Genomic DNA, 24,056 nt, shown 5'->3' on the forward strand with positions numbered 1-24,056 from the left:
ATCCAGACTTATCGGTTCGGTGGAAGTGGGTTGGGGCGGGGGTCAATTCGAGGCGGCGCTCAGGTCTGGGGTGGGGCTTTTAGAGGTGCCCTTGGCCGCTGGGGTGGGGGGTTCGATTTGTTGATCAGCGGCTGTCTCGGGCGCGTCGTCGACTGTCGGATCGGAGTCGAATACCAGGGTGGGTGGATCGGGTTCGGCGGCCGGTGTGCCGGTCGGCAGTTCGGGATCCGCGGGCTCGGTTGCGGCCGATTCGGCGGCGAACTCCGCGGCGGCGGCCAGGCGCAGGCGTTCGGCGAGTTCGTTGAAGATGTAGAAGTTGGGGATCTGACCTACGGGGGTGAGGGAGACCCAGTTGCCGTCGACCTTCATGCGGACCAATCCGCTTCGGGCGTCGATCAATTGGATCTGCTCCCAGGCGTAGGCCCGACTGTGGAAATAGAGTGCGGCCAGGTCGAGGGCGATTTCGCCGAAATGGGCGGTCGCGCCGTCATCGATGGCGGCAACGGCGCGGGGGAGCTGGGCCAGGGTGACGGCCGACTGGATGGCCCTGCCCCACTCACGCGCGTCCCCGAACAGGGTGTCGTCGAATGCGGCTTCGGCGCCGTCGGGGCCCGACATCCGCAGCGAGTACTCGGTGTGAGCGGAATTCTGGAACGGGATGACCTGCTGGCGTACTTCGGCGCTGTCCCAGCGGAACCCGGCCACCTGCTCACCGGAGCGGTACACGGTCATGCCGACATCGAAAAGATCCAGCCGCGCGGCGCGGTGCCGCCGATTGTGCCGCCCGCGGAAGAATGCCAGCGATGCGGGCACCAGGCCGAGGAGACCGACCGCGAGCGCACCGGGATAGGCCCCGACCGTCACACAGATGACTCCCACGGCCGTGAACCCGCCCGCGACGATCCCGCAGCCGCGCATGAACGTATCGCTCGCAGGCGCCGGTAGAAAGGTCTGTCGGTGCGTGCCGAGCTTCTGATATTCGGCCATCAAGTGGATGAGCTGCGACAGTGGAACCTTTTGTGGCCCGCCGGTTCCGACATCGCCATGGCTCGGAGTGGTCAATTGTCTCTCCATGAGGCGGTTTTCCTCCGCGGCGAAGCGTATGACACTCGCCCGAAGGTCGCCACCCCAGCCGCGTGCCCGGTCAGTCGGCCGAGCTTACGTCATCGCGGCGGTATACCTGCGATGGGTTCGGGCGTTTCGTCGTGATTTAGATCAAGTTGTCATATGGCGAATAGGCCGATGGCCGGTCCGCTGAACGAACCGGCCGCGCGGCGGGATCAGATTCCGTCGACTGTCAGGACGGCGAACGGCGTGGTCGGGGTGCCGGGCACTGCTGTTCCTCACCGAAAACCCGGGCATCAATGCCGCCGCGCTGGCCCGGCTGTGCGAGGTGACCCCGCCGACCACGAATACGATCCTGACCGATCTCCGGGAGCTATTGGGGTACAGGCGACCGCCTGCTGTTCAAACGCCCCAAAAGTATTGGCTTTACCGGCGATCCCGTAACAGGTGCACTTGGGGTGGGCAGAAGTCTTGAACGTCACTCGGGGGGCGACAATGAATGGATTCATGATTGTGATCGTGATCGGCATCGCGCTGTTGTTCGGCGCGCTCGTGATCATCAATCTCGGGAACCGCGACAGTCGGCGGCGCCGCAACCGTCGCAGTAGAAGTCGATGGGCCGCAGGTGGTGGTGGCGACGCAGGCGGTGGTGGCGGTTCGAGTTGCGGTGGCGGTTCGAGCTGCGGCGGCGGTTCGAGCTGCGGAGGCGGTGGTGGTGGTTGCGGCGGCAGTAGCTGATTCAGTCCGGCAATAGACTCTGAAATGCGCTGTCCACCAACATCCTGCGCTGTGCCTCGGTACTGGGGAGCGTGTCGGGGGAGACGCGGGCCAGTTGGTTGAAGCCGTGGTAAATGCTCACGGCGACAACCGCTCTGGTCCGCGCCTGCCCGGCGTTAAGCCCCAATTCGCGCAGCAATTCCGCGACGTATTCGATGCGCCGGTCCGCTACTCGGCGCAGTGTCGCGGCGACCGACGGCTGGTCCGCCGACGCCAATAGCGCCAATTCGATGCGTCCGGTGGCCGCGTAGTCGATGACCTGGGCGAAGAGTCGATGCAACCGCTCGGCCGGATCGGTCTCGATGGCGATTTCGGCGATCACATCGTCGGTGCTGCGCTGCTCCCAGCGCGCCAGTGCCGCCTCGACGAGGGCCGCACGGTCCTTGAAATGCCAGTAGAAGCTGCCCTTGGTGGTGCCGAGCCGCTTGGCGATGGGCTCGACGGCGACCGCCGCCAGACCGCCCTCCGCCAGCGCGTCCAGTGCGGCCTGTGCCCAATCGTCGGCGCTGAGCCGCGTCTTCGCGGTCGCATCCCCTTGTGCCATTCCCGTACGCTATCGTATGGTCATTCCATACGCTCCCGTATGGATAACCGGAGGAATACCATGCCTCGTTATCGACCAGTCGAAATTCCCGAACGAGCCACGCTGGCGCGTTCGACGAAGGTCGATTGGGATTACATCGATTCCTACGCGATAACGTTGCCACCCGGCGCACCTATCGATCCTCGGAATTGGACCCGAAAGATATTCTTCGGCAACCCTTTTCCCGATCGCGAATGCGACGAACGCGAGCATGTGACCGCCGATGCGATGGCGGTCCTCGACTTTGTCGTCTCGGTTCTCGTAGACGACGGCGCGGTCACCATCACTTCACTGGTCAGGTATCGAAATCACTGGGGCCGAAGGTATTTCACCGTCGTGCGCCCATTCCATCGTCGGCTCGTACCGTGGATGCTCGAGCGCGCCGCTCGCGGTTTCGCCCGCTGACGCGCCGTTTCGAACGGATGCGGGCACGACTCTGTCCGCGGTCGTAGGCTGAACCCATGTCTGGCGACATACGCGGTGTGCTCTACGACATCGACGGCGTGCTGGTGACCTCCTGGCACGAGATCGACGGTGCGGTCGACGCCGTGCGCCGCGTGCGCGAAAGTGGTTTGCGCCGAAGGTTTCTCACCAATACCACCTCCCGCACCTGCGATGAGATCGCCGAGCGGCTGCGCGCCGCCGGGTTCGATGTCGATGCCGCGGAGATCGTCACCGCCGCCCGGCTCACCGGCGAATATGTGGGCCGCCGCTACCCGGATGCGGCAGTGTGGGTGCTCAATCACGGCGATATCGCGGCCGACCTCGCCGAGCTGACTCTCGACGACGAAGATCCGGATGTCATCGTAATCGGCGGCGCCGGTGCGGAATTCACGCATGATGCGCTGAGCCGGGTGGCCGAGCTGATGCTGGACGGCATTCCGGTCGTCGCGATGCACAGCGGCCTGAGCTGGGCCACCGATACCGGGCTCCGCATCGACGCGGGCGCGTATCTGCCGGGTCTGGAGGCGGCGGGCAATGCCGAGATCGCGGTGGTAGGCAAGCCCGCGGCGGCCGGATTCCGCACCTGCGCGGACCTTATGGACCTCGAGCCGGCCGAGGTGTTGATGATCGGTGACGATCTGCACTCCGATGTGCTCGCCGCCCAAGATGCCGGTATGACCGGAGTTCTGGTGCGCACCGGCAAATTCCGGCCCGCCGTTCTGGCGGCGGCTGCGGCCGCACCGGAACACGTCATCGATTCCGTCGCGGAACTGCCCGCGTTGTTGAAAGGTCTGTCGAAAGAATTATTCTAAAAAAGTCCTGCAAAACACTTTCGGCGTGCCGAACCTCTCAGTATCCTCCGTTGTGGCAAACAGTCAGCGCCGCCCACTCTGGTAGCGGTTAGATCGGAGATCGGCATCCGGTAAGCGCAATAGCAACCGGGCGGCCAACTTTCGGCTAACACCTGTTTCGCCGAAGGTTGAGACGAACGGCCCGATCGATGACGAGGGGATCGGGCCCTTCGGTATTGTCTGCCCCAATGTCACAGGATGCGAATACGGGACGAATGTATGCCGGGCAACCCGTAGAGGACCGGCAACGTCAGCGGCGTGCGCGTTTTCTGGAATCGGGCCTGACGGTCTTTGCGCGCGATGGCTACGCCAATAGTTCGGTCGGCGCTATCTGTAAGGACGCCGGACTGTCCTCGAGGCAGTTCTATGAGGAGTTCACCGGCCGCGAATCCCTCCTACTCGAGCTCTACGAGCAGATCGATAGGGAATCGCGCGATGCGGTGACCGCCGCCCTCGAGAAGAAATCCGATGCGACCGCGCTGGAGATCATCGACGCCTCGGTGCGCGCCTACGTCGAATCCATCGGCGCCGATCCGCGCAAGGCGCGGGTGGCGCTGGTAGAGGTCGTCGGCGCCGGGCCGAAGGTGGAGAAGTTCCGGCTGGAGTTGCGTCGCGTCTGGGGTTCGCTACTCGCCGGCGCCGCGGAGGACGCCGCCTTGCACGGCGAAATCCCAACGGGCGATTACGAGATGCGGGTGCTGGCCATCATCGGCGCGGTCAACTACGTGGTGGATTCCTGGAGCGGTTCGGACCCGCGCCCGCCACTGGACGACGTGATCCGGGTGCTCAGCCGAGTGATCATGGGTGCGGTCGGCGCGTAGTGCGGCGACCGTCGGTTAGCGTTCGCTCTATGGAGACGGTTCCCATCCAGATGCCGGACGGCACCACCGTGCCGGTGCGGCTGTTCCCGGCAATCGGTGCGCATCGGCATCCAGTGCGCCCGGATGCGCCGCGTCCGGTGGTGGTGATAGTGCCCGGACTCGGTGTCCCGGCCGGGTACTACGAACTGTTCGCCCAGGAGCTGGCCGCGCGCGGCTTCGATGCCGCGATCGGTGAGTTGCGCGGCGCGGGTGACAGTCGCCCGCGCCCGAGCGCCGCGAGCACCTTCGGCTACCACGAACTGGCATCGGTCGACTTCCCGGCGATCTTCTCGGTGGTGCGTGACCGGTTTCCGGACAGCACCCCGTATCTGCTCGGCCACAGCATGGGCGGCCAGCTCGCGGTGTTGTACGCGTCGCGGATCCGCGGCCGCCTGGGTGGGCTGATCCTGATCGCCTCCGGCACCCCGTATCACCGTGGATTCCGGGGTATTTCGGGTCCTGGCATGCTGGCAGGCAGCGCGGTCATGTCGCTGACGGCCAATCTGGCCGGCTTCTGGCCCGGCGACCGCATCTCGTTCGGCGGCTTCGGACGGCAGTCGAAGGTGCTCATGTCGGACTGGGCCCGGTTGGCCCGCACCGGCCGCTTCGTGCCCGTCGACGCGGATATCGACTACGAGGAGCGGATCGCCAGACTGAAGTTGCCGGTGCTGTCCGTCACCATGACCGGCGACGATCTCACGCCGAGCAGTTCGGCCGCACATCTGCTGGCCAAGATGCCCGAGGCCGAGGTGACCACCTGGGTACAGCCGGAACCGTTGGGGCACAACGGCTGGATCCGTCGATACGGCAGCACGGTCGATCAAATCGAGAAATGGCTGCGGGACCGTTGATCGGACGGCCTGACGGTGACCGCAGGCTCGGCGCTCATCGACCAGGCGCACAAGCTGATCGCCACACCGCTGCAAGTCCTTTGAAACGACACGATCGCCGCAACCTCTCACATCGAGAGTGTTGCGACGACTGCGTGAACCCGCCGGGCACCAAGCCGTTTTGGACGTGCTTTACGACTCCATCAGCATCTGGGTGAAGAACTCATAGATGAGTCCGGCCTGGAATGCCGACTGCTTGTTGTCGGCCGCACCGCCGTGACCACCCTCGATATTTTCGTGGTACCAGATGGTGTGGCCCTGTTCCTCCAACAGCGCCGCCATCTTGCGGGCATGGCCCGGATGGACCCGGTCGTCGCGGGTGGAGGTGGTCAGCAGGATCGGCGGGTAGGCTGCGTCGGCGCGGACGTTCTGGTAGGGCGAGTACTTGCTGATGTACTCCCACTCCTCGGGCTTGTCCGGATCGCCGTATTCGGCCACCCACGACGCGCCGGCCAGCAGCAGGTGATATCGCTGCATATCGAGCAGCGGGACCTGGCAGACGATGGCGCCGAACAGTTCCGGATAGCGGGTCAGCATGACACCCATGAGCAGGCCGCCGTTGCTGCCGCCCACCGCACCCAGTTGTTCATGTGTGGTGATGCCGCGAGCCACCAGATCCTTGGCGATCGAGGAGAAGTCCTCATAGACCTTGTGCCGGTTGGCCTTCTGCACCGAGGTGTGCCACTGCGGGCCGTACTCGCCGCCGCCGCGGATATTGGTCATCACCCAGGTGCCGCCGCGTTCCAGCCAGCCCATGCCGGAGGCGCCGCTGTAGGCGGGGGTGCGGGATACCTCGAAGCCGCCGTACCCGGACATCACTGTCGGGCCGGGGGTGTCCTTGCGGTCGCGGTGGCGGATCACGAAGTACGGCACCATGGTTCCGTCATCGGAACGCGCGAAGAACTGCTCGGTCTCGATGCCATCGGCGTCGAAGAAGCCGGGTTCCTGTTTGAGTTGTTCGGTCCGGCCGCCGACCGCGCTGGCGAGCAAGGTGGCAGGAGTGGTGAATCCGCTTGTGGTCAGCATGAATTCGTCGCCGCCTTCGAGCGGGTCGAGATTCATCACGCTGGTGGTCGCCATCTGCGGGGTGTCGGCGAGCGGCTCGCGGTGCCAGCCGTCCGGACCGGGAGTGAGGACGTAGAGTTTGGTCTGCACATCCTCGAGGGTGATCAGCAGCAGATGGTTCTCGGTCCAGCCGTAGCCGTGCAGTGAAGTGTGCTCGTCCGGGGTGAAGATCACCTCGAATTCCCGTGCGCCGGAAAGGAATTTCTCGAAGTCCATGGCCAGCAGCGCACCGGCCGGATAGGTCTTGTCGCCGATTTCCCACGGCGACTTCAGTCGGACCAGGAACCAATCCTTGTACCAGGACTCGCTGGCGTCGGTCGGTACATCGAGATGCCGCAGACTGCCGTCGCTTTCGAGCAGATACACCTCTTCGTTGAAGAAGTCGGTGGCGCGGCCGACGAAATGCCGTTCATAGCCGGGTGTCCGGTCGTAACCCGCCGAGACCGCGACATCGCCCGCCTCGCCCTCGAATACCGTTTCGGCCTCGGTGAGCGGGGTGCCGCGCCGCCAGCGCTTGGCAATTCGCGGATAGCCGGAGTCGGTGAGCGAACCCGGCCCGAAATCGGTGCCGACGTACACCGAGTCGATATCGATCCAGCGGATCTCGGATTTCGCCTCGGGGAGGAAGTAACCGCCGTCGGCCGGATCGATGAATTCCCTTGTTTCGATATCGAATTCGCGCACGACCTTGGCATCCGCGCCGCCACGGGACAGGCTGATGAGCGCGCGCGACTGTTCCGGCCGCAGCACCGCGGCGCCGCCCCACACCCAGTTCTCGCCCTCGGCGGTGCCGAGTGCGTCCAGGTCGATCAGCACGTCCCAGTCCGGCGCTTCCTTGGCGTATTCGGCGAAGGTGGTGCGCCGCCACAGACCGCGCGGGTGTTCGGCATCGCGCCAGAAGTTGTAGAGCCACTGGCCACGCCGGCCCGGGTAGGCGATCTTGGTGTCGGTGTCGAGCATGTCCAGGATGCGGCGCTCGAGCTCGGTGAACCGATCGGAGCTGGCGAAACGCTCGACAACCACCTCGTTGTGCGCGCGGGCGAAGTCGAGGGCCCGCTCATCGGTTACTTCTTCGAGCCACAGGTAGGGATCGGTCACAGTTTGCTCAACGCCCGTCATGTCCACATTGTTGCCGAGAGGCTTTAAAGGTGAGATATCACTCGATGAATCGGGCAATTCGGGCGGCCTGTTACCGGTTGCTCGACATCGGTCGAGTAGTGACATACGTACCGGTCGGATCAGTAGGATCGCTGCTCCGATACCGAACCGAGGCGGAAGGTGGCCGGTTTGCCACAGTTTCTCTGGGAGCAGCACTGCTGCCTGCCATTACTGCATTCCGCTCGGATCGCCGACCTGGCGCGGTATCCGCTGGGGTCGTATTTATCGGTGAACGTCGGGTATTCGCACCAGTCGACCGAGGATTCGCTCGCGCTACTGCACAAGTTCCGCCGGGATGCGCTGACCGACGGTCGGTTCCGGCTGGTCGAGCGGTTCGCCGATATCGGTGCCACCGATACCATTTCGCTGGCCTTCGACCTGGAGGATTCGGGGCCGCTGGGCGGTGATCCGGGCAATCTCGAAATGTTCTACGAACTGGGCGTTCGCTCAATGCTGCCGACGTACAACCATGCCAATGCGGCGGGTTGCGGCTGCCTTGATACCGATGACACCGGACTCACCGCCTACGGCCGAGATCTGGTCCGCAAACAGAACGAGGTCGGCGTATTCGTCGACGGTTCGCACTGCTCCCGCCGCACCGGACTGGACCTGGCCGAATGCACCGAAGTTCCGATGATCTACAGCCATTCCAATTTCGCCGCGCTGTGGGCGCATCCGCGCAATATCACCGATGAACAGGCGCTGGCCTGTGCCCGGACCGGTGGCGTTATCGGTATCAATGGAGTGGGGATCTTCCTGGGCCAGAATGCGATCGATGGCCGGGCCGAGCGGGTCGGGGCAATGGCCGCGCATATCGAATACGGTGCGGAACTCGTCGGGATCGAACATGTCGGCATCGGATCCGACTACTCCTTCGATGCCGAGGATTTCAACGACATGCTCACGCAGGATCCGGGGGCGTTTTCCGACGCGTATACCAAGTGGGGGCCGCTGCAGTGGGTACCGCCGGAAGATCTATTGGGGCTCAACGAGTTGCCTGGGCTGGACGCGGCACTCGCCGATCGCGGATTCGGCTCGGCCGACCGAGCGGCGGTATTCGGTGGCAACTTCGCCCGGGTCGCACGGCAGGTCTGGCGCGACTAGCGCGGTGCCTCGATCGCCGAGATGCTCGGCGGCGACGCGCTTGGGGGCTCAGCGCGATCCGGCGCACGTCATCGGTGGTCACCACCGGAACGATTATCGTCGGCCGAGCCGAATCGGCCATGGTCGTCGTCGTGTAAATAATGTTCATCCGACCGACGATTCGGCCTGGTGCGCGCACCGATCGATGCCTCTCCGATTCAATAGCTGATGACTATCAATGCTGCTCGCGGGCCGGGGGGTTTAGTTCACCGCTGCCGGGTGCCGCAGCTGCCAGTCGAGGTATCGCCGCCCGGCGCCGCTGCCGGGTCGCAAGAAAGTCGCGGCGTCGTGTGGCGCGCGTCTCATAGTTGCGGGGGGACGGTGGGTGAAGTTCGCTCGACAGAGTTAGGCTCGACGGCGTGACTTCCCATTACGACGTTGTCGTACTCGGTGCCGGTCCTGGCGGTTATGTCGCCGCCATCCGCGCGGCACAACTTGGCCTCCGTACCGCGATCGTCGAGCAGAAGTATTGGGGTGGTGTCTGCCTCAACGTGGGCTGCATCCCTTCCAAGGCACTGCTGCGCAACGCGGAACTCGCGCATATCTTCACCAAGGAAGCCAAGACCTTCGGCATCTCCGGCGACGTGAGCTTCGACTTCGGCGTCGCGTTCGACCGCAGCCGCAAGGTCGCCGACGGCCGGGTCAAGGGCGTCCACTTCCTGATGAAGAAGAACAAGATCGACGAGTTCGACGGTAAGGGCACCTTCACCGATGCGAACACCCTCTCGGTCGCCCTGTCCAGCGGCGGCACCGAGACGATCACCTTCTCGAACGTGATCATCGCGACTGGCACCGTCACCAAGCTGCTGCCGGGCACCTCGCTCAGCGCCAATGTGGTGACCTACGAGGAGCAGATCCTCACCCGCGACCTGCCCGGCTCGATCCTCATCGTCGGCGCGGGCGCGATCGGCATGGAGTTCGGCTACGTCCTGAAGAACTACGGCGTCGACGTGCGCATCGTGGAGTTCCTGGACCGTGCGCTGCCGAACGAGGACGCCGACGTCTCCAAGGAGATCACCAAGCAGTACAAGAAGCTCGGCATCACCATCACCACCGGTGCGGCCGTGCAGTCGATCGACGACGACGGCTCCAAGGTCACCGTCTCGATCAAGGACAACAAGACCGGCAACCTGGAGACGGTCACCGTCGACAAGGTGCTGCAGGCGGTGGGCTTCGCGCCCCGGGTCGAGGGCTACGGCCTGGAGAACACCGGTGTCGCGCTCGAGCGCGGCGCCATCGTCATCGACGACAACATGCGCACCAATGTGGCGCACATCTACTCCATCGGTGACGTGACCGGGAAGCTGCAGCTGGCCCACGTCGCGGAGGCCCAGGGCGTCGTCGCCGCGGAGACCATTGCCGGAGCGCCGACGGTCACGCTCGGCGACTACCGGATGATGCCGCGCGCCACCTTCTGCCAGCCGCAGGTCGCCAGCTTCGGCCTCACCGAGCAGCAGGCCCGCGACGAGGGCTACGACGTGAAGGTCGCCACCTTCCCGTTCACCGCCAACGGCAAGGCGCACGGCCTCGGCGATCCGACCGGATTCGTCAAGCTGGTCGCCGACGCCGAGTACGGTGAACTGCTCGGCGGCCACCTCATCGGTCCGGACGTCTCCGAACTGCTGCCGGAGCTGACCCTGGCCCAGAAGTGGGACCTGACCGTCAACGAGTTGACCCGCAACGTGCACACGCACCCGACGTTGAGCGAAGCCCTGCAGGAAGCGTTCCACGGCCTCGCGGGCCATATGATCAACTTCTGATCCGTGTCGAAGACGGTGGTGGTCGGGCCGGAAAGGTCCGGGCGCCACCGTTTTTCATTGGAGCTGAACAATGCGACGCAAATGGTTGATCGGTAGTGCGCTGGTGCTCGTGGTGGCGTTGGCGCTGGCGGTCGGCGGCTACTACCTGATGAACTCGCGCACCTTCCAACTGACGGGGCGATTGGTGAACCGGGTCGATACGACCGACAAAGTTGTCGCGTTGACGCTCGACGACGGGCCGACGGACCAAGCACCGGAAGTGTTGAAAGTTCTTGCCGAAGCCGGGATTCCGGCCACCTTCTATCTCATGGGCCGGGATCTGGCCGCGCATCCCGAATACGGCAGAGCCATTGCGCAGGCGGGTCACGAAATCGGCAATCACACCTACAGCCATCGCCGCATGGTCCTCGTCTCCGGCGATACCGTCCGCGACGAGATCGAACGAACCGACGCGGAAATCGCGAAAACCGGTTACCAGGGTCCGGTCACCTTCCGCCCGCCTTACTGCAAGAAGCTCTGGGCGCTCCCGAAGTATCTCTCCGACCACGACCGCACGACGATCACCTGGGATGTGGAACCCGACTCCGGCAAGCAGGCCGATACCGACGCCATCGTCGCCGAAACCGTCTCCGAGGTGCGGCCCGGCTCCATCGTCCTCCTGCATGTCATGGGCCGGTCGCACGAATCCCTCGCCGCCATTCCGCGCATAGTCGGCGAACTCCGTTCCGCCGGTTACCAATTCGTCACGGTGTCGGAGCTTCTGAAGCACTGAGAATGGTCAGAGCATGCCGTAGGCGTGGGTGGGTGTCAGGCGAACGAGGGCGCGGCGGTCGGTGACCATGGCCTTGCGGTATTCGTCCCAGTCGGGGTGCTCGCCCGAACCGGCTCGGTAGTAGCCGACCAGTTCGTCGACAGTGGAGTCGTTGGGATCGGCGGCGACGGGCGTGAGATCGACCGTGCCCTCGATGACGGCGTAGGCGAAGAAGTCGTCGCGGGTGACGTGGATGGCGGCCCACGGATCGCGCACCAGATTGTGGTACTTGGCCCGGTCGGCGGTGATGGAGATGCGGATGATCCCGTCGTCACCGACCACATGCAGCACATTGGACAGCTGTGGGCGACCGTTGCGCCGGATCGTCGTGAGCACGGACCGCTTCGTAGTCCGCGCGAAATCAACAGCCGAGGAAATTTCCATACCCACACCAACCCACCACAACGCCCCGACCTTCCCCCTGGTCAGTTGATCACCATGTCATGGTTGCGGCAGCCGCCGAGAGGCCTGCACCACCGGTACATGGTGATCATTCGACCAGAGTGGCCGTGGACGGGCGTATCGGTCGAGCGAGTCGGGTGGAGGTCAGTCGCGGTGGTAGGCAGCCTGGGCTTCTTGGACGCGGGGCATGTTGGTTTCGAGGATCTGGATGAGGGCTTCCAGGCGTTCGGCGACCAGGGCGCCGAGTTCGGTGAGGGTGTATTCGACTCGCGGGGGGATGGTTTCCTGTACCTCGCGATGGACCATGCCGTCGCGCTCCAGGGCCTGCAGGGTCTGCGAGAGCATGCGCTCGCTGACACCGTCGACGCGACGGCGCAGGGCGCTGAACCGGTACGGCCCCTCGCGGAGCGCGACCAGGGCGAGGGTGCCCCAGCGGCTGGCCACATTCTGGAGCACCGGTCGTGACGTGCAGTTCCGGGCGAATACGTCGGCTTCCAGCGTCGGATCGTCGGTATCCACCAACGCCTTGCGCTGAGTGGTCATGGAATCGATAGTACCCAACTTGACCAAAGTGTCTGCGGAGTGCATAGTGCTTACTAATAGTTAGTACTTGATGAAACGTGCAGACCATGGAGGTAAGTCATGACGGTCGCGGTAACCGGAGCCGGTGGGCAGTTGGGCCGCCTCGTCGTCGAGGCGCTGTTGCGCGAGGGGACCACGCCGGTGGTCGCGATCGTGCGTGATCCGCAGAAGGTCGCCGATCTGGCCGAGCGGGGAGTCGATGTCCGGCAGGCCTCCTATGACGACGCCGAAGCGCTCGACCGCGCCTTGGCCGGTGTCGACCGGGTGCTGTTGGTCTCCGGAAACGAATTCGGTGCGCGAGTCGCCCAGCACACCAACGTAATTCGGGCTGCCGAGCGTGCGGGCGTGAAACTGCTCGCCTACACCAGCATTCCGCGCGCCACCGAGAACCCGCTCATCCTTGCCCAGGAGCACCGGGGCACCGAGGCGGTGCTCGCGGAATCGACTGTCCCGCACACACTCCTGCGCAACGGCTGGTACTGGGAGAACTACTTCGGTGCACTCGGGCACACGATCGAGTCCGGCGTGCTGCGCGGCGCCGCGGGTGCGGGTCGCGTCGCCGGCGCAGCGCGCGCCGACTATGCCGAGGCGGCCGCCAAGGTGCTGACCACCGACGGTCACGCGGGTCGGATCTACGAACTCGGCGGCGATGAGCGCCTCACCTATGCCGAACTCGCCCAGGTGATTGCGCAGGCATCCGGCAAGCCCGTGCGCTACGAGAACCTGTCCAAGGAGGACTACAGCGCTGCGCTCGAGCAGGCCGGCCTGCCCAGCAATTACGCCGCTGTGCTCGCGGATGCGGACGCCGGAGTCGGTGACGGCATCCTCGATGTGGACTCCGGCGACCTCCAGAAACTGCTCGGCCGCCCCTCCAGTCCCGCCGTCGAGGTTTTCCGCGCCGCCCTCGCCTGAGATATCCAAAGGTGAGTTCACCGGGTTGCACGCCGCGTCGCGGCATAGCGATGCGCGTGCAAACCTGGTGTGCATCACAAGAATTGGCTGACCAAGACGTCGATGTCGTACGCCGCCCCAGCCCCACGCTCCAAAGGCAGGTCGCCGGGGCCGTATTTCGGCCGCGCATTGTCCGCACTCGTGGTTACGGCGTGCAATCCCGTTATATGTCAATGGAATTGGCAGCTCAGCGGGGCCTTTACGCCGCCGCAGCGTTAAGCGACCATGGGGAGGCCCGGGCGGTGCGGCCGCGAAGCGTTGGCACGATATGCAAGCCCACGTGAATCAACCTCGACTCCCATCAGACCCACTGCACCAATTGCAGAATGATGCCGTTCGGATCGGCCGTCTAGAAGTAGCGCTCACCCCAGGGTTCGGTCTCGATCGGGGTGACGATCGGCACGTCCTCGCCCTGGAGCCGTTCGTACTCGGCATCGATGTCGTCCACGACAAACGCGACAAGTAGTCCCTCGCCCGCACTCCCCGCTTTGTCTTTCGGCTTGAAGCTGTCGAGACCGGTGCGCAGGTAGCACAGGGTAAAACCGGCATCGGGGCGGGCGACCGAGACGAAACCGTCGGCCGACATCTGCTCGGTGAAGCCGAGGTGGTCGATGGCGAATTTTGCCGAGGCCTGCGGGTCGGCGACATTGAGTGAGATGGCGGAAGCGGTGATTTTCACAAGGTCCTCCTCGGGAGCTGGACTCAATCTCTCTACATAGTACGCTGTACGTTGTAGAGAAATTCCCCGAGTAGTCACACTGTTATGTGGATCACGCCGATACGATCGGGATCTCGCGAACACCAGGAGGCGGCATGGCCGAGCAGTCACGGGACCGCAGCAGCGCGGGCGATCCCGTGCGCACCTTGGAATTGCTGTGGCGCGTGCCCGCCGCATCGGTGCGTGGACCGAAGCAGCGCAGCAGTGTGGATGCCGTGGTCGCGGCGGCCATCGACATCGCGGATGCGGATGGGATCGGCGCGCTCACCATGCGAGCCGTAGCCGCGAAGCTGGGCCTGACCCCGATGGCTACCTACACCTACGTGCCGGGCAAGGCGGAACTCGTCGACCTCATGATCGACGCGGTCTATCGGGAGATGTCGCGTGCCGATCTGACCGATCTGCCCTGGCGCGATCGCGTCACGACGATCGCTGCCGAGAATCGCGCCATGCTGGTCAGCCACCCATGGGTCGCTTACCTGCCGACCACGCGGCCACCGCTCGGCCCGGGCGTCGCCGCCAAATATGAACATGAACTGCGCGCTTTCGACGGCCTCGGTCTCGACGATCTCGAGATGGACGCCGCCGTCACCTACGTCCTGGGCTTCGTCACGTCGGTGGCGCGCATCGCTATCGACACCGAACGCGCCGCAACCGAGAGCGCCATGTCCGACCGGCAATGGTGGGAACGCGCCGCCCCGCTACTGGCGCAATTCTTCGATGCCGAGCGCTATCCGCTGGCCGCCCGCGTCGGCGCGGTCGCGGGCCAGGCGCACGACTCCGCCTACAGTGCCGACCACGCCTACGAATTCGGTCTGGTGCGAGTCCTGGACGGCCTGGCCCAGCTCATCGAAAACCGCTGAGGCGCAGGGCTTACTGATCACCGGTCTCGTTGTGGGGTTTCGGATGCCGCGCGGTGTCCGCACCGCTGGGAAGCAGGAAGCTGGTGATCACGATGGACAGAAGAATGAATCCCGCCACGATCAACACGAGGCTGACAGTCATGACGGCCCCTTTCTCTATCGAGCCGACAGCAAATGGTCAGCTAGCTTGATGGAGGGGTTTTCCGATCCTGGTGCCGTCACCCTATGGTGTGCGACACACGTCGGTATATGTCTCGAAAACTGTGGTTACTGCGTGACGACGGGATGAAAATCGTCACTCTGCGCGTGTCGTATTTCAGTTTAGGGGCTGTCGAGTGTGATCGCTCTGGAATTGCTAAATCGAGAATGGGCGGCGTTGGCGAGGGCGAACTGTGCGCCAACGCCGCGGTCGGTCAGACGCCGTCGCGTTGGATCCGCAGCGCGGTGATGGTCGCGGCCAGCCCCTCGTACTGATTGATGAGCAGCACGATTTCGATCAGGCTGCGCTCGTCGTAGTGCTCGGCAAGTGCGGACCAAGTGGTGTCGTCGATATCGCGGGTTTCGACCAACTTGTCGACGGCGGTGAGCAGCGCGCGATGTTTGTCCGACCATTCATCGGCAGCGGGGCCGGTGCGAACCCGGTCCAGGATCTCGGGCGTGACGCCCGCCCGCCCGCCCAGTCGAATGTGATGGTCCATTTCGTAGGCGCAGTCGCGTAGTTGTGCGACGCGCAGGATGACCAGCTCGGATTCGTGCCTGGGCAGCCGGCCGCCCGGCATCAATCGTCCGGAGAAGTGCAGCCAGCCGCGGAACAGCCCCTTGGTGCGGCCGAGTGTGCTGAACAGATGTGCGTCGTCCGTCCCCGCCGCGCGGGAAAGTATCTGCCAGACAACCCAATTGATCGGCCCCAGCTCGCGGAGCCGACCGGGTGAAATGCGTGGTTGCAACGCCGAAACCATGCTCATGCCTCCTTGTCCGCCGCCGGTGGCGGGGTCCGTCCCTCGGGACCGAATCCGAGCGTACCGGTGGTCTTCGCGGCGACGGCAGGTCATCATCAGTACCGGCGCGGTGGACGGTGGGACGCCGGGTCGAACCGGATGAGGGCAGGGAATACGCGATGCTGGTGAAGATCAAGACCGGAGCTGTTCTCTCCGGGGCCGAACAGGAATTCGTGGAATGCCTGCGGTCGTATCCGACGACCGGTGTCGCATTGGTCGGCTTGGAGGTCGGCGATCACGGATCGCGTCGGGTCGATGCGATCATTCTGACCCCGCGCGGCATTACCGTGACCGATATCAAGGGCTTCCGCCGCCGTCAGAGCGGGATCCTGAGCATTCCGGGCGACGGTCCGTGGACGATCAGCGCGGAGCCCGCCGATCTGGACGAGGAGATCTCCGGTAATCTCGTCGATCAGTTGGAACACAGCATGCATGCGGTGAAGACGCGGCTGGAGCGGGCGCTGATCGATCCGGGCCACATCTGCGGCGCCGTCGTGCTCGTGCCGTTCCGCGGGGTCGCGGTGCGGCCTGCTCGAACCAACTTGCGCCCAGGCATGGATATCGTCGTCTCGAATGCTCGCGACGCGACCGAACTCCGTATCTACCTGGAGGGTTTCTCCGCCGGACCGCGCAGTTGGACCGCGGATCGGGTCGCCGCAGCCTGTGCCGCGCTCGGCGTCACCGAAAAGCCTTCCCGCGCCGAGCTGCTCGCGGACGGCTTCGACGAGGTACAGCCCAAAGCGCCGTCGCCGTCGGCGCGCGAGCTGCGCAGGCACGTCATCCCCGCGCCGCTGCCGCCGAGCAGGCGGCAGACGGCGGCGGGGTGGCTGGTCTTCGCGGTTGCCCTGGTCGGAATGGTGGTGGTCCTCGTCGTGATCGCGAGCTCGCTCGCGCACGATTCGGCAAACCCGGCCCATGACCCGGAGACCTCGACGACGAGCGTGACGCCCTCGCCGCCGCCGTACCGTCCGACCGAGTGCTGGCCCCTCCAGACCGACTGCTGATTCAGAACGCGGCTTCGTCCAGCTCCATGATGTCGTTATCGATCGCGGCGATAATATTCTTCACCGCGGTCAATTCGGGCAGTGCGTTCTTCGCGAAGAAGCTTGCGACAGCGACCTTTCCGGAATAGAACGCCCGATCCTTCGCCGGAGCTTCGGCGGCCAGCGCGGCGGCCGCGATCTCGGCCTGCACCAGCAGTCGCCAAGCGATGAGCAGATCGCCGACCGCGAGCAGGAAGCGCACCGAGCCGAGCCCGACCTTGTAAAGCTCCTTCGGATCCTGTTGGGAGGCCATCAGATAGCCGGTCAGCGTGGCGGCCATCGCCTGCACATCGGCGAGCGCGGTGGCCAGCAGCGCCCGCTCGGTCTCGAAGCGACTGGTCTTCGCGTCCAAGAACGCGGCGATCTGCCCGTTGACGTGCGCGAACGCGACACCCTTGTCCCGAATGATCTTGCGGAAGAAGAAGTCCTGCGCCTGGATTGCGGTGGTGCCCTCGTAGAGCGAGTCGATCTTCGCGTCGCGGATGTACTGCTCGATCGGGTAATCCTGCAGATAGCCCGAACCGCCCAGTGTCTGCAGCGATTCGGTCAGGTACTGGTAGGCCCGCTCGGAACCGACACCCTTGACGATCGGCAGCAGCAGATCGTCGACGCGATGCGCCAATTCGGCATCCGCCCCCGAAATCAGTTGTGCTACATCGGCATTCTGATGGGCGGCGGTGTAAAGGTATACCGCGCGCAGACCTTCGGCGTAGGCCTTCTGCATCGCCAGCGAACGCCGCACATCCGGGTGGTGGGTAGTGGTGACGCGTGGAGCGGCCTTGTCGGCCATCTGCGTCAGATCCGCACCCTGCACACGTTGTTTGGCGTAGTCGAGCGCATTGAGGTAACCGGTCGACAGCGTGCCGGTGGACTTGATGCCGACCACCATGCGAGCGTTCTCGATCACCTGGAACATCTGCGCGATGCCGTTGTGCACCTCGCCGACCAGCCATCCCTTTGCGGGCACCTCGGTCGCGCCGAAGGTCAGTTCGCAAGTGGGCGAGGACTTCAGGCCCATTTTGTGCTCGACACCGGTCACGTAGACGCCGTTGCGGTCGCCCAGTTCCAGCGTCTCGTGGTCGAACAGGAATTTCGGCACGTAGAACAGCGAGAGGCCCTTGGTGCCGGGACCGGCACCCTCCGGACGAGCCAGCACCAGGTGGAAGACGTTCTCGGCGGTCTCACCGACGTCACCGCCGGAGATGAAGCGCTTGACGCCCTCGATATGCCAGGAGCCGTCCTCCTGCCGGATCGCCTCGGTGCGTCCCGCGCCGACATCGGAACCGGCATCGGGCTCGGTCAGCACCATGGTGCCCGCCCAGCCGCGGTCGTAACCCTTTGTGGCCCACTGCTTCTGCTGCTCGGTGCCGACATTGAACAGCACCGAGGACATCACCGGACCCATATTGAAGAAGCTCGCGGCCGGGTTGGCGCAGGTGAGCATCTCGTTGATCGACCAGATGACCGCGGCGGGCGCGGGCGTGCCGCCCATGCCCTCCGGCATGCCGAGCCGACTCCAGTCGGCCTCGTGCACGGCCTGGACGGTCTTGCGCAGCGGTTCGGGCACCGAAATCGAGAAGGTGGCCGGATCGTAGACCACCGGATCGCGGTCGGCCGCGGCGAAGGATTCCGCCACCGGCCCCTCGGCCAGCCGCTTCACCTCGGCCAGGATCTCCCGCACGGTTTCCGAATCAAGATCGCCATAGGCACCCGTATCAAGGAGCTTGTCCAGTTCCAACACCTCGAACAGGTTGAACTCGATATCCCGAACGTTCGCCTTGTAGTGACCCACCGGTCCTCCTCGGACTCACGCCTCCACGACCGGGCAGCCGCGGAATCGGCGCTTGGACGTTGTACAAAAAGAGCCTGCCGCACCGCTGTCTTGCTACGCAACCGTAGGCAGGTGGGGGTCCTCACAGTGGTTTGCCGAGTGACTCCGCAAACGTTCACACCGCGGAAACGTGCGAAACGGACTCGTCACCGAGAGATATTCCGGCGCAACAACTTCTGTCTAACGTTCGCATCACGAATACAGCCTTTGTATACAACTCGGTCTACAGGTTCTTTCGAGCCACCTGTAAGCAGTCGCCAGCGGCCGTGACCGGGCCGAAGGCGGGCGTATTCGGCGCGGCGCACGCAGCGCCGCCGAACACCTGATGAAGTGAGAAGGGTGGCGCTCCATGCCAGAATCCCGTGAGATCCGTCGATCGCGTTCGCGCCGCGTCAGCAAGGCGCTGGTCGCGCCGACGGCCGTCGCACTCGCCGGTCTATTGCTGACCGGCTGTGGCGCCAAGGATGACGCCTCCAGCAGCGGCTCCAACGCCTCGTCCTGCGTCGATACCTCGAAGGACTCGATCAAGATCGGCTCGCTGCACTCGCTGTCGGGCACCATGGCGATCTCCGAGGTCACCGTCGCCAACTCGACCAAGCTGGCCGTCGACCAGATCAATGCCGCGGGTGGCGTACTCGGCAAGAAGCTCGACCTGGTGCTGGAGGACGGTGCCTCCGATCCGAAGACCTTCGCGGAGAAGGCGGAGAAGCTGATCAGCTCCGACTGTGTCGCAGCGGTATTCGGCGGTTGGACCTCGTCGAGCCGCAAGGCGATGAAGCCGAAGTTCGAGAGCCTGAATTCGCTGCTCTACTACCCGGTCCAATACGAGGGCCTGGAGGACAGCAAGAACATCTTCTACACCGGTGCGACCACCAACCAGCAGATCCTGCCCGCGCTGGATTATCTGAAGCAGAAGGGCATCAAGTCCCTGTATCTGGTCGGCTCGGACTACGTCTTCCCGCAGACCGCCAATCGGGAAATCAAGGCTTACGCGGCGGCGAACGGCATCGAGATCAAGGGTGAGGACTACACCCCGCTCGGTTCCACCGACTTTTCCACGATTGTGAACAAGGTCCGAAATGCCAAGGCGGGGGCGGTATTCAACACCCTCAATGGCGACTCGAATGTGGCCTTCTTCCGCGAGTACACCAATGCCGGCCTGAAAGCCGCTGATATGCCGGTGGTTTCGGTATCCATCGCCGAAGAAGAAGTCGCCGGCATCGGCGCGCAGAATATCGCCGGACAGCTGACCGCGTGGAATTATTACCAGACGGTCGATACTCCCGTCAACAAGAAGTTCGTCGCCGACTACAAGGCCGCATTCGGCGCCGACAAGCCGACCTCGGACCCGATGGAGGCCGCCTACGCCTCGGTCTTCCTGTGGAAGAACACCGTGGAGAAGGCGAAGTCGTTCAAGGTGGCCGATATTCAGGCCGCGGCCGACGGCGTGACCTTCGATGCACCGGAGGGCCTGGTCACCGTCGACGGCTCCAACCACCACATCACCAAGACCGCCCGCATCGGCGAAATCCGCCCGGACGGACTGATCTACACGGTATGGGACTCGGGCAAGGCCGTGACGCCGGACCCGTACCTGACGTCCTACGACTGGGCCAAGGGCCTGAAGTAGTCGACTAGCGCCGGGTGCGGGCACTGTGAGGGGGTGCCCGCACCCGGCCGACCCCCGTTAGGAATCCACTATGGACGTGTTGATCGGCCAGCTCTTCACCGGGCTGAGTCTGGGATCCATTCTTCTGCTCGCGGCGCTGGGCCTTTCGCTGACCTTCGGTCAGATGGGCGTGATCAACATGGCGCACGGCGAATTCATCATGGCGGGCTGTTACACGACTTATGTTGTGCAGAAGGTCATCTCGTCGGCCGGGGTATCACTGGTCGTTTCGTTGCTCGTCGGTTTCCTGGTCGGCGGACTGCTCGGTGCGGCCCTGGAAATGGGTCTGATCCGGTGGATGTACGACCGGCCGCTGGACACCCTGCTGGTCACCTTCGGCGTCGGACTCGTGCTGCAACAGGCCGCGCGTGACATCTTCGGCGCTCCGGCCAAGAACGTGCTCGCACCCGATTGGCTCAGCGGCGGCGTCACCATTCTCGGTGCGGTGGTGCCGAAGACGCGCATCTTCATCCTCGTGCTCGCGGTCGTCGCGGTGACCGTGCTGGCCCTTGCGCTGAAGACGACCCCGCTCGGTCGGCGCATCCGCGCGGTCGTGCAGAACCGGGGTCTGGCCGAGACCAGCGGCGTCTCCAGCCGCGTCACCGACATCAGCACCTTCTTCATCGGTTCCGGCCTGGCCGGGGTCGCGGGCGTCGCGCTGACGCTGATCGGTTCGACCAGCCCGACCATCGGACAGAGCTATCTGATCGACGCCTTCCTGGTTGTCGTGATCGGCGGGCTCGGGCAGATCAAGGGCACCGTGATCGCGGCGTTCGCACTGGGCCTGCTGAATTCGTATATCGAGTACTCGACGACGGCCTCGATCGCGAAGGTGATCGTGTTCGTCATCATCGTCATTTTCCTGCAGGTTCGTCCGCAGGGGCTATTCACCGTTCGGACGAGGAGTCTGGCATGACCACACTCGGACAACGGTGGCGCGCATATCCTTCCGTGACGGCGTGGGGCGGCTTCATCATGGCCGCGATCCTGCTGTTCGCGGTCGCGCCCGCCGTGCTCAGTGACTTCCGGCTCAACCTGCTCGCCAAATTCCTCTGCTTCGCGATCGTGGCCGCGGGCATCGGATTGGCTTGGGGCCGTGGCGGAATGCTGACACTGGGTCAAGGCGTGTTCTTCGGCATCGGCGCATACATCATGGCGATGCATCTGCAAATGGCCGATGCGGCCCGGCTGCACAATGAGGTGCCGGAGTTCATGGAGATCGCCGGCATTCGCGAATTGCCTTCGTTCTGGCGGCCTTTCGCGTCGGCTCCGGTCGCCTTGATCGGCATTCTGGTGCTGCCCGCGCTGATCGCCGCGGCACTCGGTTACGGCGTATTCAAGCGCCGGGTCAAGGGCACGTATTTCGCGATCCTGAGTCAGGCCCTGGCCGCGGCGCTGGCGATTCTGCTGACCGGGCAGCAGAAGATCGGCGGATTCACCGGACTATCGGACTTCCGTGCCTTCTTCGGCTTCAAGCTCTCGGATCCGGTGAACCGGCAGATGCTGTTCTTCATCGCCGCGGGCACCCTGCTGCTGGTGGTCGCCGCGGTGCGCCAGCTCATGCACAGCCGCTACGGCGAATTGCTTGTCGCCGTGCGTGATCAGGAAGAACGCGTGCGCTTCCTCGGTTACGATCCGGCCAATATCAAGATCGTGGCCTATGTCGTCGCGGCATTCTTCGCGGGCATCGCGGGTGCGCTGTTCACCCCGATCGTCGGCATCATCTCGCCCGCCGATATCGGTGTCGTGCCGTCCATCGCATTCATCATCGGTGTGGCGATCGGCGGACGGACCACACTGCTGGGGCCGGTACTGGGCGCGATCGGCGTCGCGTGGGCGCAGACGGCGCTCTCGGAGGAGTTCCCGTCCAGCTGGACCTATCTGCAGGGTGTGCTGTTCATTGTGGTCGTCGGGTTCATTCCGGCGGGTCTGGCGGGGGTGTGGCCGATGTTGAAAGGATTGCTGGACAGTAAGTTTCGTCGGGCCGCCGTTCCTGCTGCCGTGGTGGTCGATGAACCGCTGCCCGAAGTCGTGACCGAGGAGAAGGTGGAATCCCGATGAACGCGCACGACCCGAAGCTGGGCGGCAATGCGGGCATGTCCAGTGAGTACCTCGAAATCCGCGGACTGTCGGTGAGTTTCGACGGATTCAAGGCCGTCTCCGATGTGGATCTCTCTGTGCTGCAGGGAGATCTACGGTTCCTTATCGGTCCGAATGGGGCGGGAAAGACCACACTCATCGATGCGATAACCGGCCTGGTGCCCGCCACCGGATCGGCGCAGAAGTCCGGTGTCGAATTCCTCGGGAAGAAGGTGCACCAGATCGCTCGGCTGGGCATCGGCCGAACCTTCCAGACGGCAAGCGTTTTCGAACAACTCAGTGTGCTGCAAAACCTCGATATCGCGGCGGGTGCTGGTCGTTCGGCGCTGACACTGTTGCGCCACCGCAAGTCGGTATTGCCGAGTATCGAAGAGGCACTGGAGATCACCGGCCTCGGTGAATTGCGTGATAAGCCCGCCGGAGTGCTGGCGCACGGGCAGAAGCAGTGGCTCGAGATCGGCATGCTGCTGGTGCAGAACGCCTCGGTGCTGCTGCTCGACGAACCGGTGGCGGGTATGAGCGCAGATGAGCGCGAGGAGACCGGAAATCTGTTGCGGCGCATCGGCGGTGAACGCATTGTCGTGGTGGTCGAGCACGACATGGATTTCATGCGGTCCTTCGCGACCTCGGTGACCGTGCTGGCCGCAGGCACGGTACTCAGTGAGGGCACCGTGGAACAGGTGCAGGCCGATCCGAAGGTGCAGGAGGTCTACCTCGGCACCGCCGCGGCCATCGGCACCGAACTCGAAGACGCGCAGACCGCGCAGGAGCTGACCGCGAAGGAGTCCGCCGATGCTTGAACTCATCGACATCCATTCCGGATACGGCCGGACCGAGGTGATCCACGGCGTCTCGATCACTGTTCCCGACGACAGCGTGGTGGCGATCATGGGGCACAACGGCGCGGGCAAGACCACGCTGCTGCGCACGGCCGTCGGCCTGATCGGTACCAAATCCGGACAGATCAACTTCAACGGTGCGGCGATCACCAAGATGTCGCCGTCGCGTCGGGTCAAACGTGGAATCGCGTACGTACCGCAGGGGCAACAGAGCTTCCCGCAGCTGAGCACCGCCGAGAATCTGCAGGTTGTCGCCGACGGCCGCAAGCGCGGTAAGGCCTTGATCGACGAATCTCTCGACCTGTTTCCCGCGCTGCGGGAACTGTTGAATCGCAAGGCGGGCCTGCTGTCCGGCGGCCAGCGCCAGCAATTGGCGATCGCCAGGGCGCTGATCACCGAGCCGAAGTTGCTCATTCTCGATGAGCCGACGGAGGGCATCCAGCCGTCGGTGGTTGCCGAAATCGAGCGCACCATCATCGATTTGACCGGTCGCGGCGGACTCAGCGTGCTGCTGGTGGAACAGCACATCGGCTTCGCACTGCAAGCGGCGCAACGCTATTACGTGCTGCAGTCCGGACGTGTGACGTCCGCCGGCGAGGGCGGAGCGGGCGCGGAGACCTCGGTTCGCTCGGCGATGGCGATCTGAGCTGGCC

At 64.3% G+C, this 24,056-nt stretch carries 24 protein-coding genes; 15 read left to right on the forward strand and 9 right to left on the reverse strand.

From position 1 onward, the window contains the following. Positions 1-42 precede the first annotated feature (42 nt). Positions 43-1,074 (reverse strand): DUF6585 family protein, encoded by a 1,032-nt coding sequence (locus ACQPXH_RS04155; protein WP_433601020.1) that lies wholly within the window; start codon positions 1,072-1,074, stop codon positions 43-45. A gap of 730 nt (positions 1,075-1,804) precedes the next feature. Next, positions 1,805-2,386 carry a TetR/AcrR family transcriptional regulator gene (locus ACQPXH_RS04160; RefSeq protein WP_433601021.1) on the reverse strand — a complete coding sequence of 194 codons (582 nt, stop codon included), beginning with the start codon at positions 2,384-2,386 and terminating at the stop codon, positions 1,805-1,807. A gap of 60 nt (positions 2,387-2,446) precedes the next feature. On the opposite strand from ACQPXH_RS04160, the gene ACQPXH_RS04165 reads away from it, so the two are divergent. The 4 genes from ACQPXH_RS04165 (at position 2,447) to ACQPXH_RS04180 (ending at position 5,431) form a co-directional block, all read left to right on the forward strand. Then, positions 2,447-2,830, forward strand: a complete 384-nt coding sequence (locus tag ACQPXH_RS04165) for a DUF2867 domain-containing protein (RefSeq protein WP_433601022.1) — start codon at positions 2,447-2,449, stop codon at positions 2,828-2,830. A 56-nt stretch (positions 2,831-2,886) separates the two neighbouring features. Continuing rightward, positions 2,887-3,681, forward strand: a complete 795-nt coding sequence (locus ACQPXH_RS04170) for an HAD-IIA family hydrolase (RefSeq protein ID WP_433601023.1) — start codon at positions 2,887-2,889, stop codon at positions 3,679-3,681. Between the two features lie 227 nt (positions 3,682-3,908). Continuing rightward, entirely contained in the window at positions 3,909-4,541 is a 633-nt protein-coding gene (locus ACQPXH_RS04175) for a TetR/AcrR family transcriptional regulator (protein WP_433601024.1), read from the forward strand. A 29-nt stretch (positions 4,542-4,570) separates the two neighbouring features. After that, entirely contained in the window at positions 4,571-5,431 is an 861-nt protein-coding gene (locus tag ACQPXH_RS04180) for an alpha/beta hydrolase family protein (RefSeq protein WP_433601025.1), read from the forward strand. Between the two features lie 171 nt (positions 5,432-5,602). Here ACQPXH_RS04180 and ACQPXH_RS04185 read toward each other — a convergent pair whose 3' ends face one another. After that, entirely contained in the window at positions 5,603-7,654 is a 2,052-nt protein-coding gene (locus ACQPXH_RS04185; protein ID WP_433601026.1) for a prolyl oligopeptidase family serine peptidase, read from the reverse strand. Positions 7,655-7,822: 168 nt separating this feature from the next. On the opposite strand from ACQPXH_RS04185, the gene ACQPXH_RS04190 reads away from it, so the two are divergent. The 3 genes from ACQPXH_RS04190 (at position 7,823) to ACQPXH_RS04200 (ending at position 11,368) form a co-directional block, all read left to right on the forward strand. Beyond that, positions 7,823-8,797 (forward strand): dipeptidase, encoded by a 975-nt coding sequence (locus ACQPXH_RS04190; protein ID WP_433601027.1) that lies wholly within the window; start codon positions 7,823-7,825, stop codon positions 8,795-8,797. A 398-nt stretch (positions 8,798-9,195) separates the two neighbouring features. Continuing rightward, a complete protein-coding gene (gene lpdA / locus ACQPXH_RS04195) occupies positions 9,196-10,596 on the forward strand; it encodes a dihydrolipoyl dehydrogenase (protein WP_433601028.1) in 1,401 nt (466 codons plus the stop codon). Between the two features lie 70 nt (positions 10,597-10,666). Next, entirely contained in the window at positions 10,667-11,368 is a 702-nt protein-coding gene (locus ACQPXH_RS04200) for a polysaccharide deacetylase family protein (RefSeq protein WP_433601029.1), read from the forward strand. A gap of 6 nt (positions 11,369-11,374) precedes the next feature. Here the strand turns inward: ACQPXH_RS04200 and ACQPXH_RS04205 are convergent, their stop codons facing one another. Beyond that, positions 11,375-11,791 carry a PPOX class F420-dependent oxidoreductase gene (locus ACQPXH_RS04205; RefSeq protein ID WP_387294659.1) on the reverse strand — a complete coding sequence of 139 codons (417 nt, stop codon included), beginning with the start codon at positions 11,789-11,791 and terminating at the stop codon, positions 11,375-11,377. Between the two features lie 162 nt (positions 11,792-11,953). Continuing rightward, the gene (locus tag ACQPXH_RS04210) at positions 11,954-12,352 is read right to left on the reverse strand and encodes a winged helix-turn-helix transcriptional regulator (RefSeq protein ID WP_433601030.1); all 399 of its coding nucleotides are present in this window, start codon (positions 12,350-12,352) and stop codon (positions 11,954-11,956) included. Positions 12,353-12,451: 99 nt separating this feature from the next. Here ACQPXH_RS04210 and ACQPXH_RS04215 point away from each other — a divergent pair, with 99 nt between their 5' ends. Continuing rightward, a complete protein-coding gene (locus ACQPXH_RS04215; protein ID WP_433601031.1) occupies positions 12,452-13,303 on the forward strand; it encodes an SDR family oxidoreductase in 852 nt (283 codons plus the stop codon). A gap of 388 nt (positions 13,304-13,691) precedes the next feature. Here the strand turns inward: ACQPXH_RS04215 and ACQPXH_RS04220 are convergent, their stop codons facing one another. After that, positions 13,692-14,021: a VOC family protein gene (locus ACQPXH_RS04220; protein ID WP_433601032.1), complete on the reverse strand. Its 330-nt coding sequence runs from the start codon at positions 14,019-14,021 to the stop codon at positions 13,692-13,694. Between the two features lie 134 nt (positions 14,022-14,155). On the opposite strand from ACQPXH_RS04220, the gene ACQPXH_RS04225 reads away from it, so the two are divergent. Next, positions 14,156-14,923, forward strand: a complete 768-nt coding sequence (locus tag ACQPXH_RS04225) for a TetR/AcrR family transcriptional regulator C-terminal domain-containing protein (protein WP_433601033.1) — start codon at positions 14,156-14,158, stop codon at positions 14,921-14,923. Between the two features lie 10 nt (positions 14,924-14,933). On the opposite strand, the gene ACQPXH_RS04230 is transcribed toward ACQPXH_RS04225, so the two are convergent. Both ACQPXH_RS04230 and ACQPXH_RS04235 read right to left on the reverse strand, forming a co-directional pair. Beyond that, positions 14,934-15,065, reverse strand: a complete 132-nt coding sequence (locus ACQPXH_RS04230) for a hypothetical protein (protein ID WP_281197609.1) — start codon at positions 15,063-15,065, stop codon at positions 14,934-14,936. A 271-nt stretch (positions 15,066-15,336) separates the two neighbouring features. Then, positions 15,337-15,870 carry a carboxymuconolactone decarboxylase family protein gene (locus ACQPXH_RS04235; RefSeq protein WP_433603298.1) on the reverse strand — a complete coding sequence of 178 codons (534 nt, stop codon included), beginning with the start codon at positions 15,868-15,870 and terminating at the stop codon, positions 15,337-15,339. Positions 15,871-15,998: 128 nt separating this feature from the next. Here ACQPXH_RS04235 and ACQPXH_RS04240 point away from each other — a divergent pair, with 128 nt between their 5' ends. Beyond that, complete coding sequence (locus tag ACQPXH_RS04240; RefSeq protein WP_433601034.1) at positions 15,999-16,925, forward strand: nuclease-related domain-containing protein; 927 nt, start codon at positions 15,999-16,001, stop codon at positions 16,923-16,925. Between the two features lies 1 nt (position 16,926). Here ACQPXH_RS04240 and ACQPXH_RS04245 read toward each other — a convergent pair whose 3' ends face one another. Continuing rightward, on the reverse strand, positions 16,927-18,756 hold the full coding sequence (locus ACQPXH_RS04245; RefSeq protein WP_433601035.1) for an acyl-CoA dehydrogenase: 1,830 nt from the start codon (positions 18,754-18,756) through the stop codon (positions 16,927-16,929). A 388-nt stretch (positions 18,757-19,144) separates the two neighbouring features. On the opposite strand from ACQPXH_RS04245, the gene urtA reads away from it, so the two are divergent. The 5 genes from urtA to urtE all read left to right on the forward strand — a co-directional run bounded on the left by urtA (position 19,145) and on the right by urtE (position 24,049). Next, on the forward strand, positions 19,145-20,425 hold the full coding sequence (urtA, locus tag ACQPXH_RS04250) for an urea ABC transporter substrate-binding protein (protein ID WP_433601036.1): 1,281 nt from the start codon (positions 19,145-19,147) through the stop codon (positions 20,423-20,425). 70 nt (positions 20,426-20,495) lie between these two features. Further along, entirely contained in the window at positions 20,496-21,380 is an 885-nt protein-coding gene (gene urtB, locus ACQPXH_RS04255; RefSeq protein ID WP_433601037.1) for an urea ABC transporter permease subunit UrtB, read from the forward strand. Beyond that, positions 21,377-22,525, forward strand: a complete 1,149-nt coding sequence (urtC, locus tag ACQPXH_RS04260) for an urea ABC transporter permease subunit UrtC (protein WP_433601038.1) — start codon at positions 21,377-21,379, stop codon at positions 22,523-22,525. Before urtB ends, urtC begins: the two co-directional genes overlap by 4 nt. Beyond that, positions 22,522-23,364: an urea ABC transporter ATP-binding protein UrtD gene (urtD, locus tag ACQPXH_RS04265; protein WP_433601039.1), complete on the forward strand. Its 843-nt coding sequence runs from the start codon at positions 22,522-22,524 to the stop codon at positions 23,362-23,364. Before urtC ends, urtD begins: the two co-directional genes overlap by 4 nt. Continuing rightward, on the forward strand, positions 23,357-24,049 hold the full coding sequence (gene urtE / locus ACQPXH_RS04270; RefSeq protein ID WP_433601040.1) for an urea ABC transporter ATP-binding subunit UrtE: 693 nt from the start codon (positions 23,357-23,359) through the stop codon (positions 24,047-24,049). Before urtD ends, urtE begins: the two co-directional genes overlap by 8 nt. The last annotated feature ends 7 nt before the right edge of the window (positions 24,050-24,056 follow it).

Origin of the sequence: Nocardia sp. CA-135953, assembly GCF_050955735.1 — a bacterium.
Taxonomy (GTDB): Bacteria; Actinomycetota; Actinomycetes; order Mycobacteriales; family Mycobacteriaceae; genus Nocardia.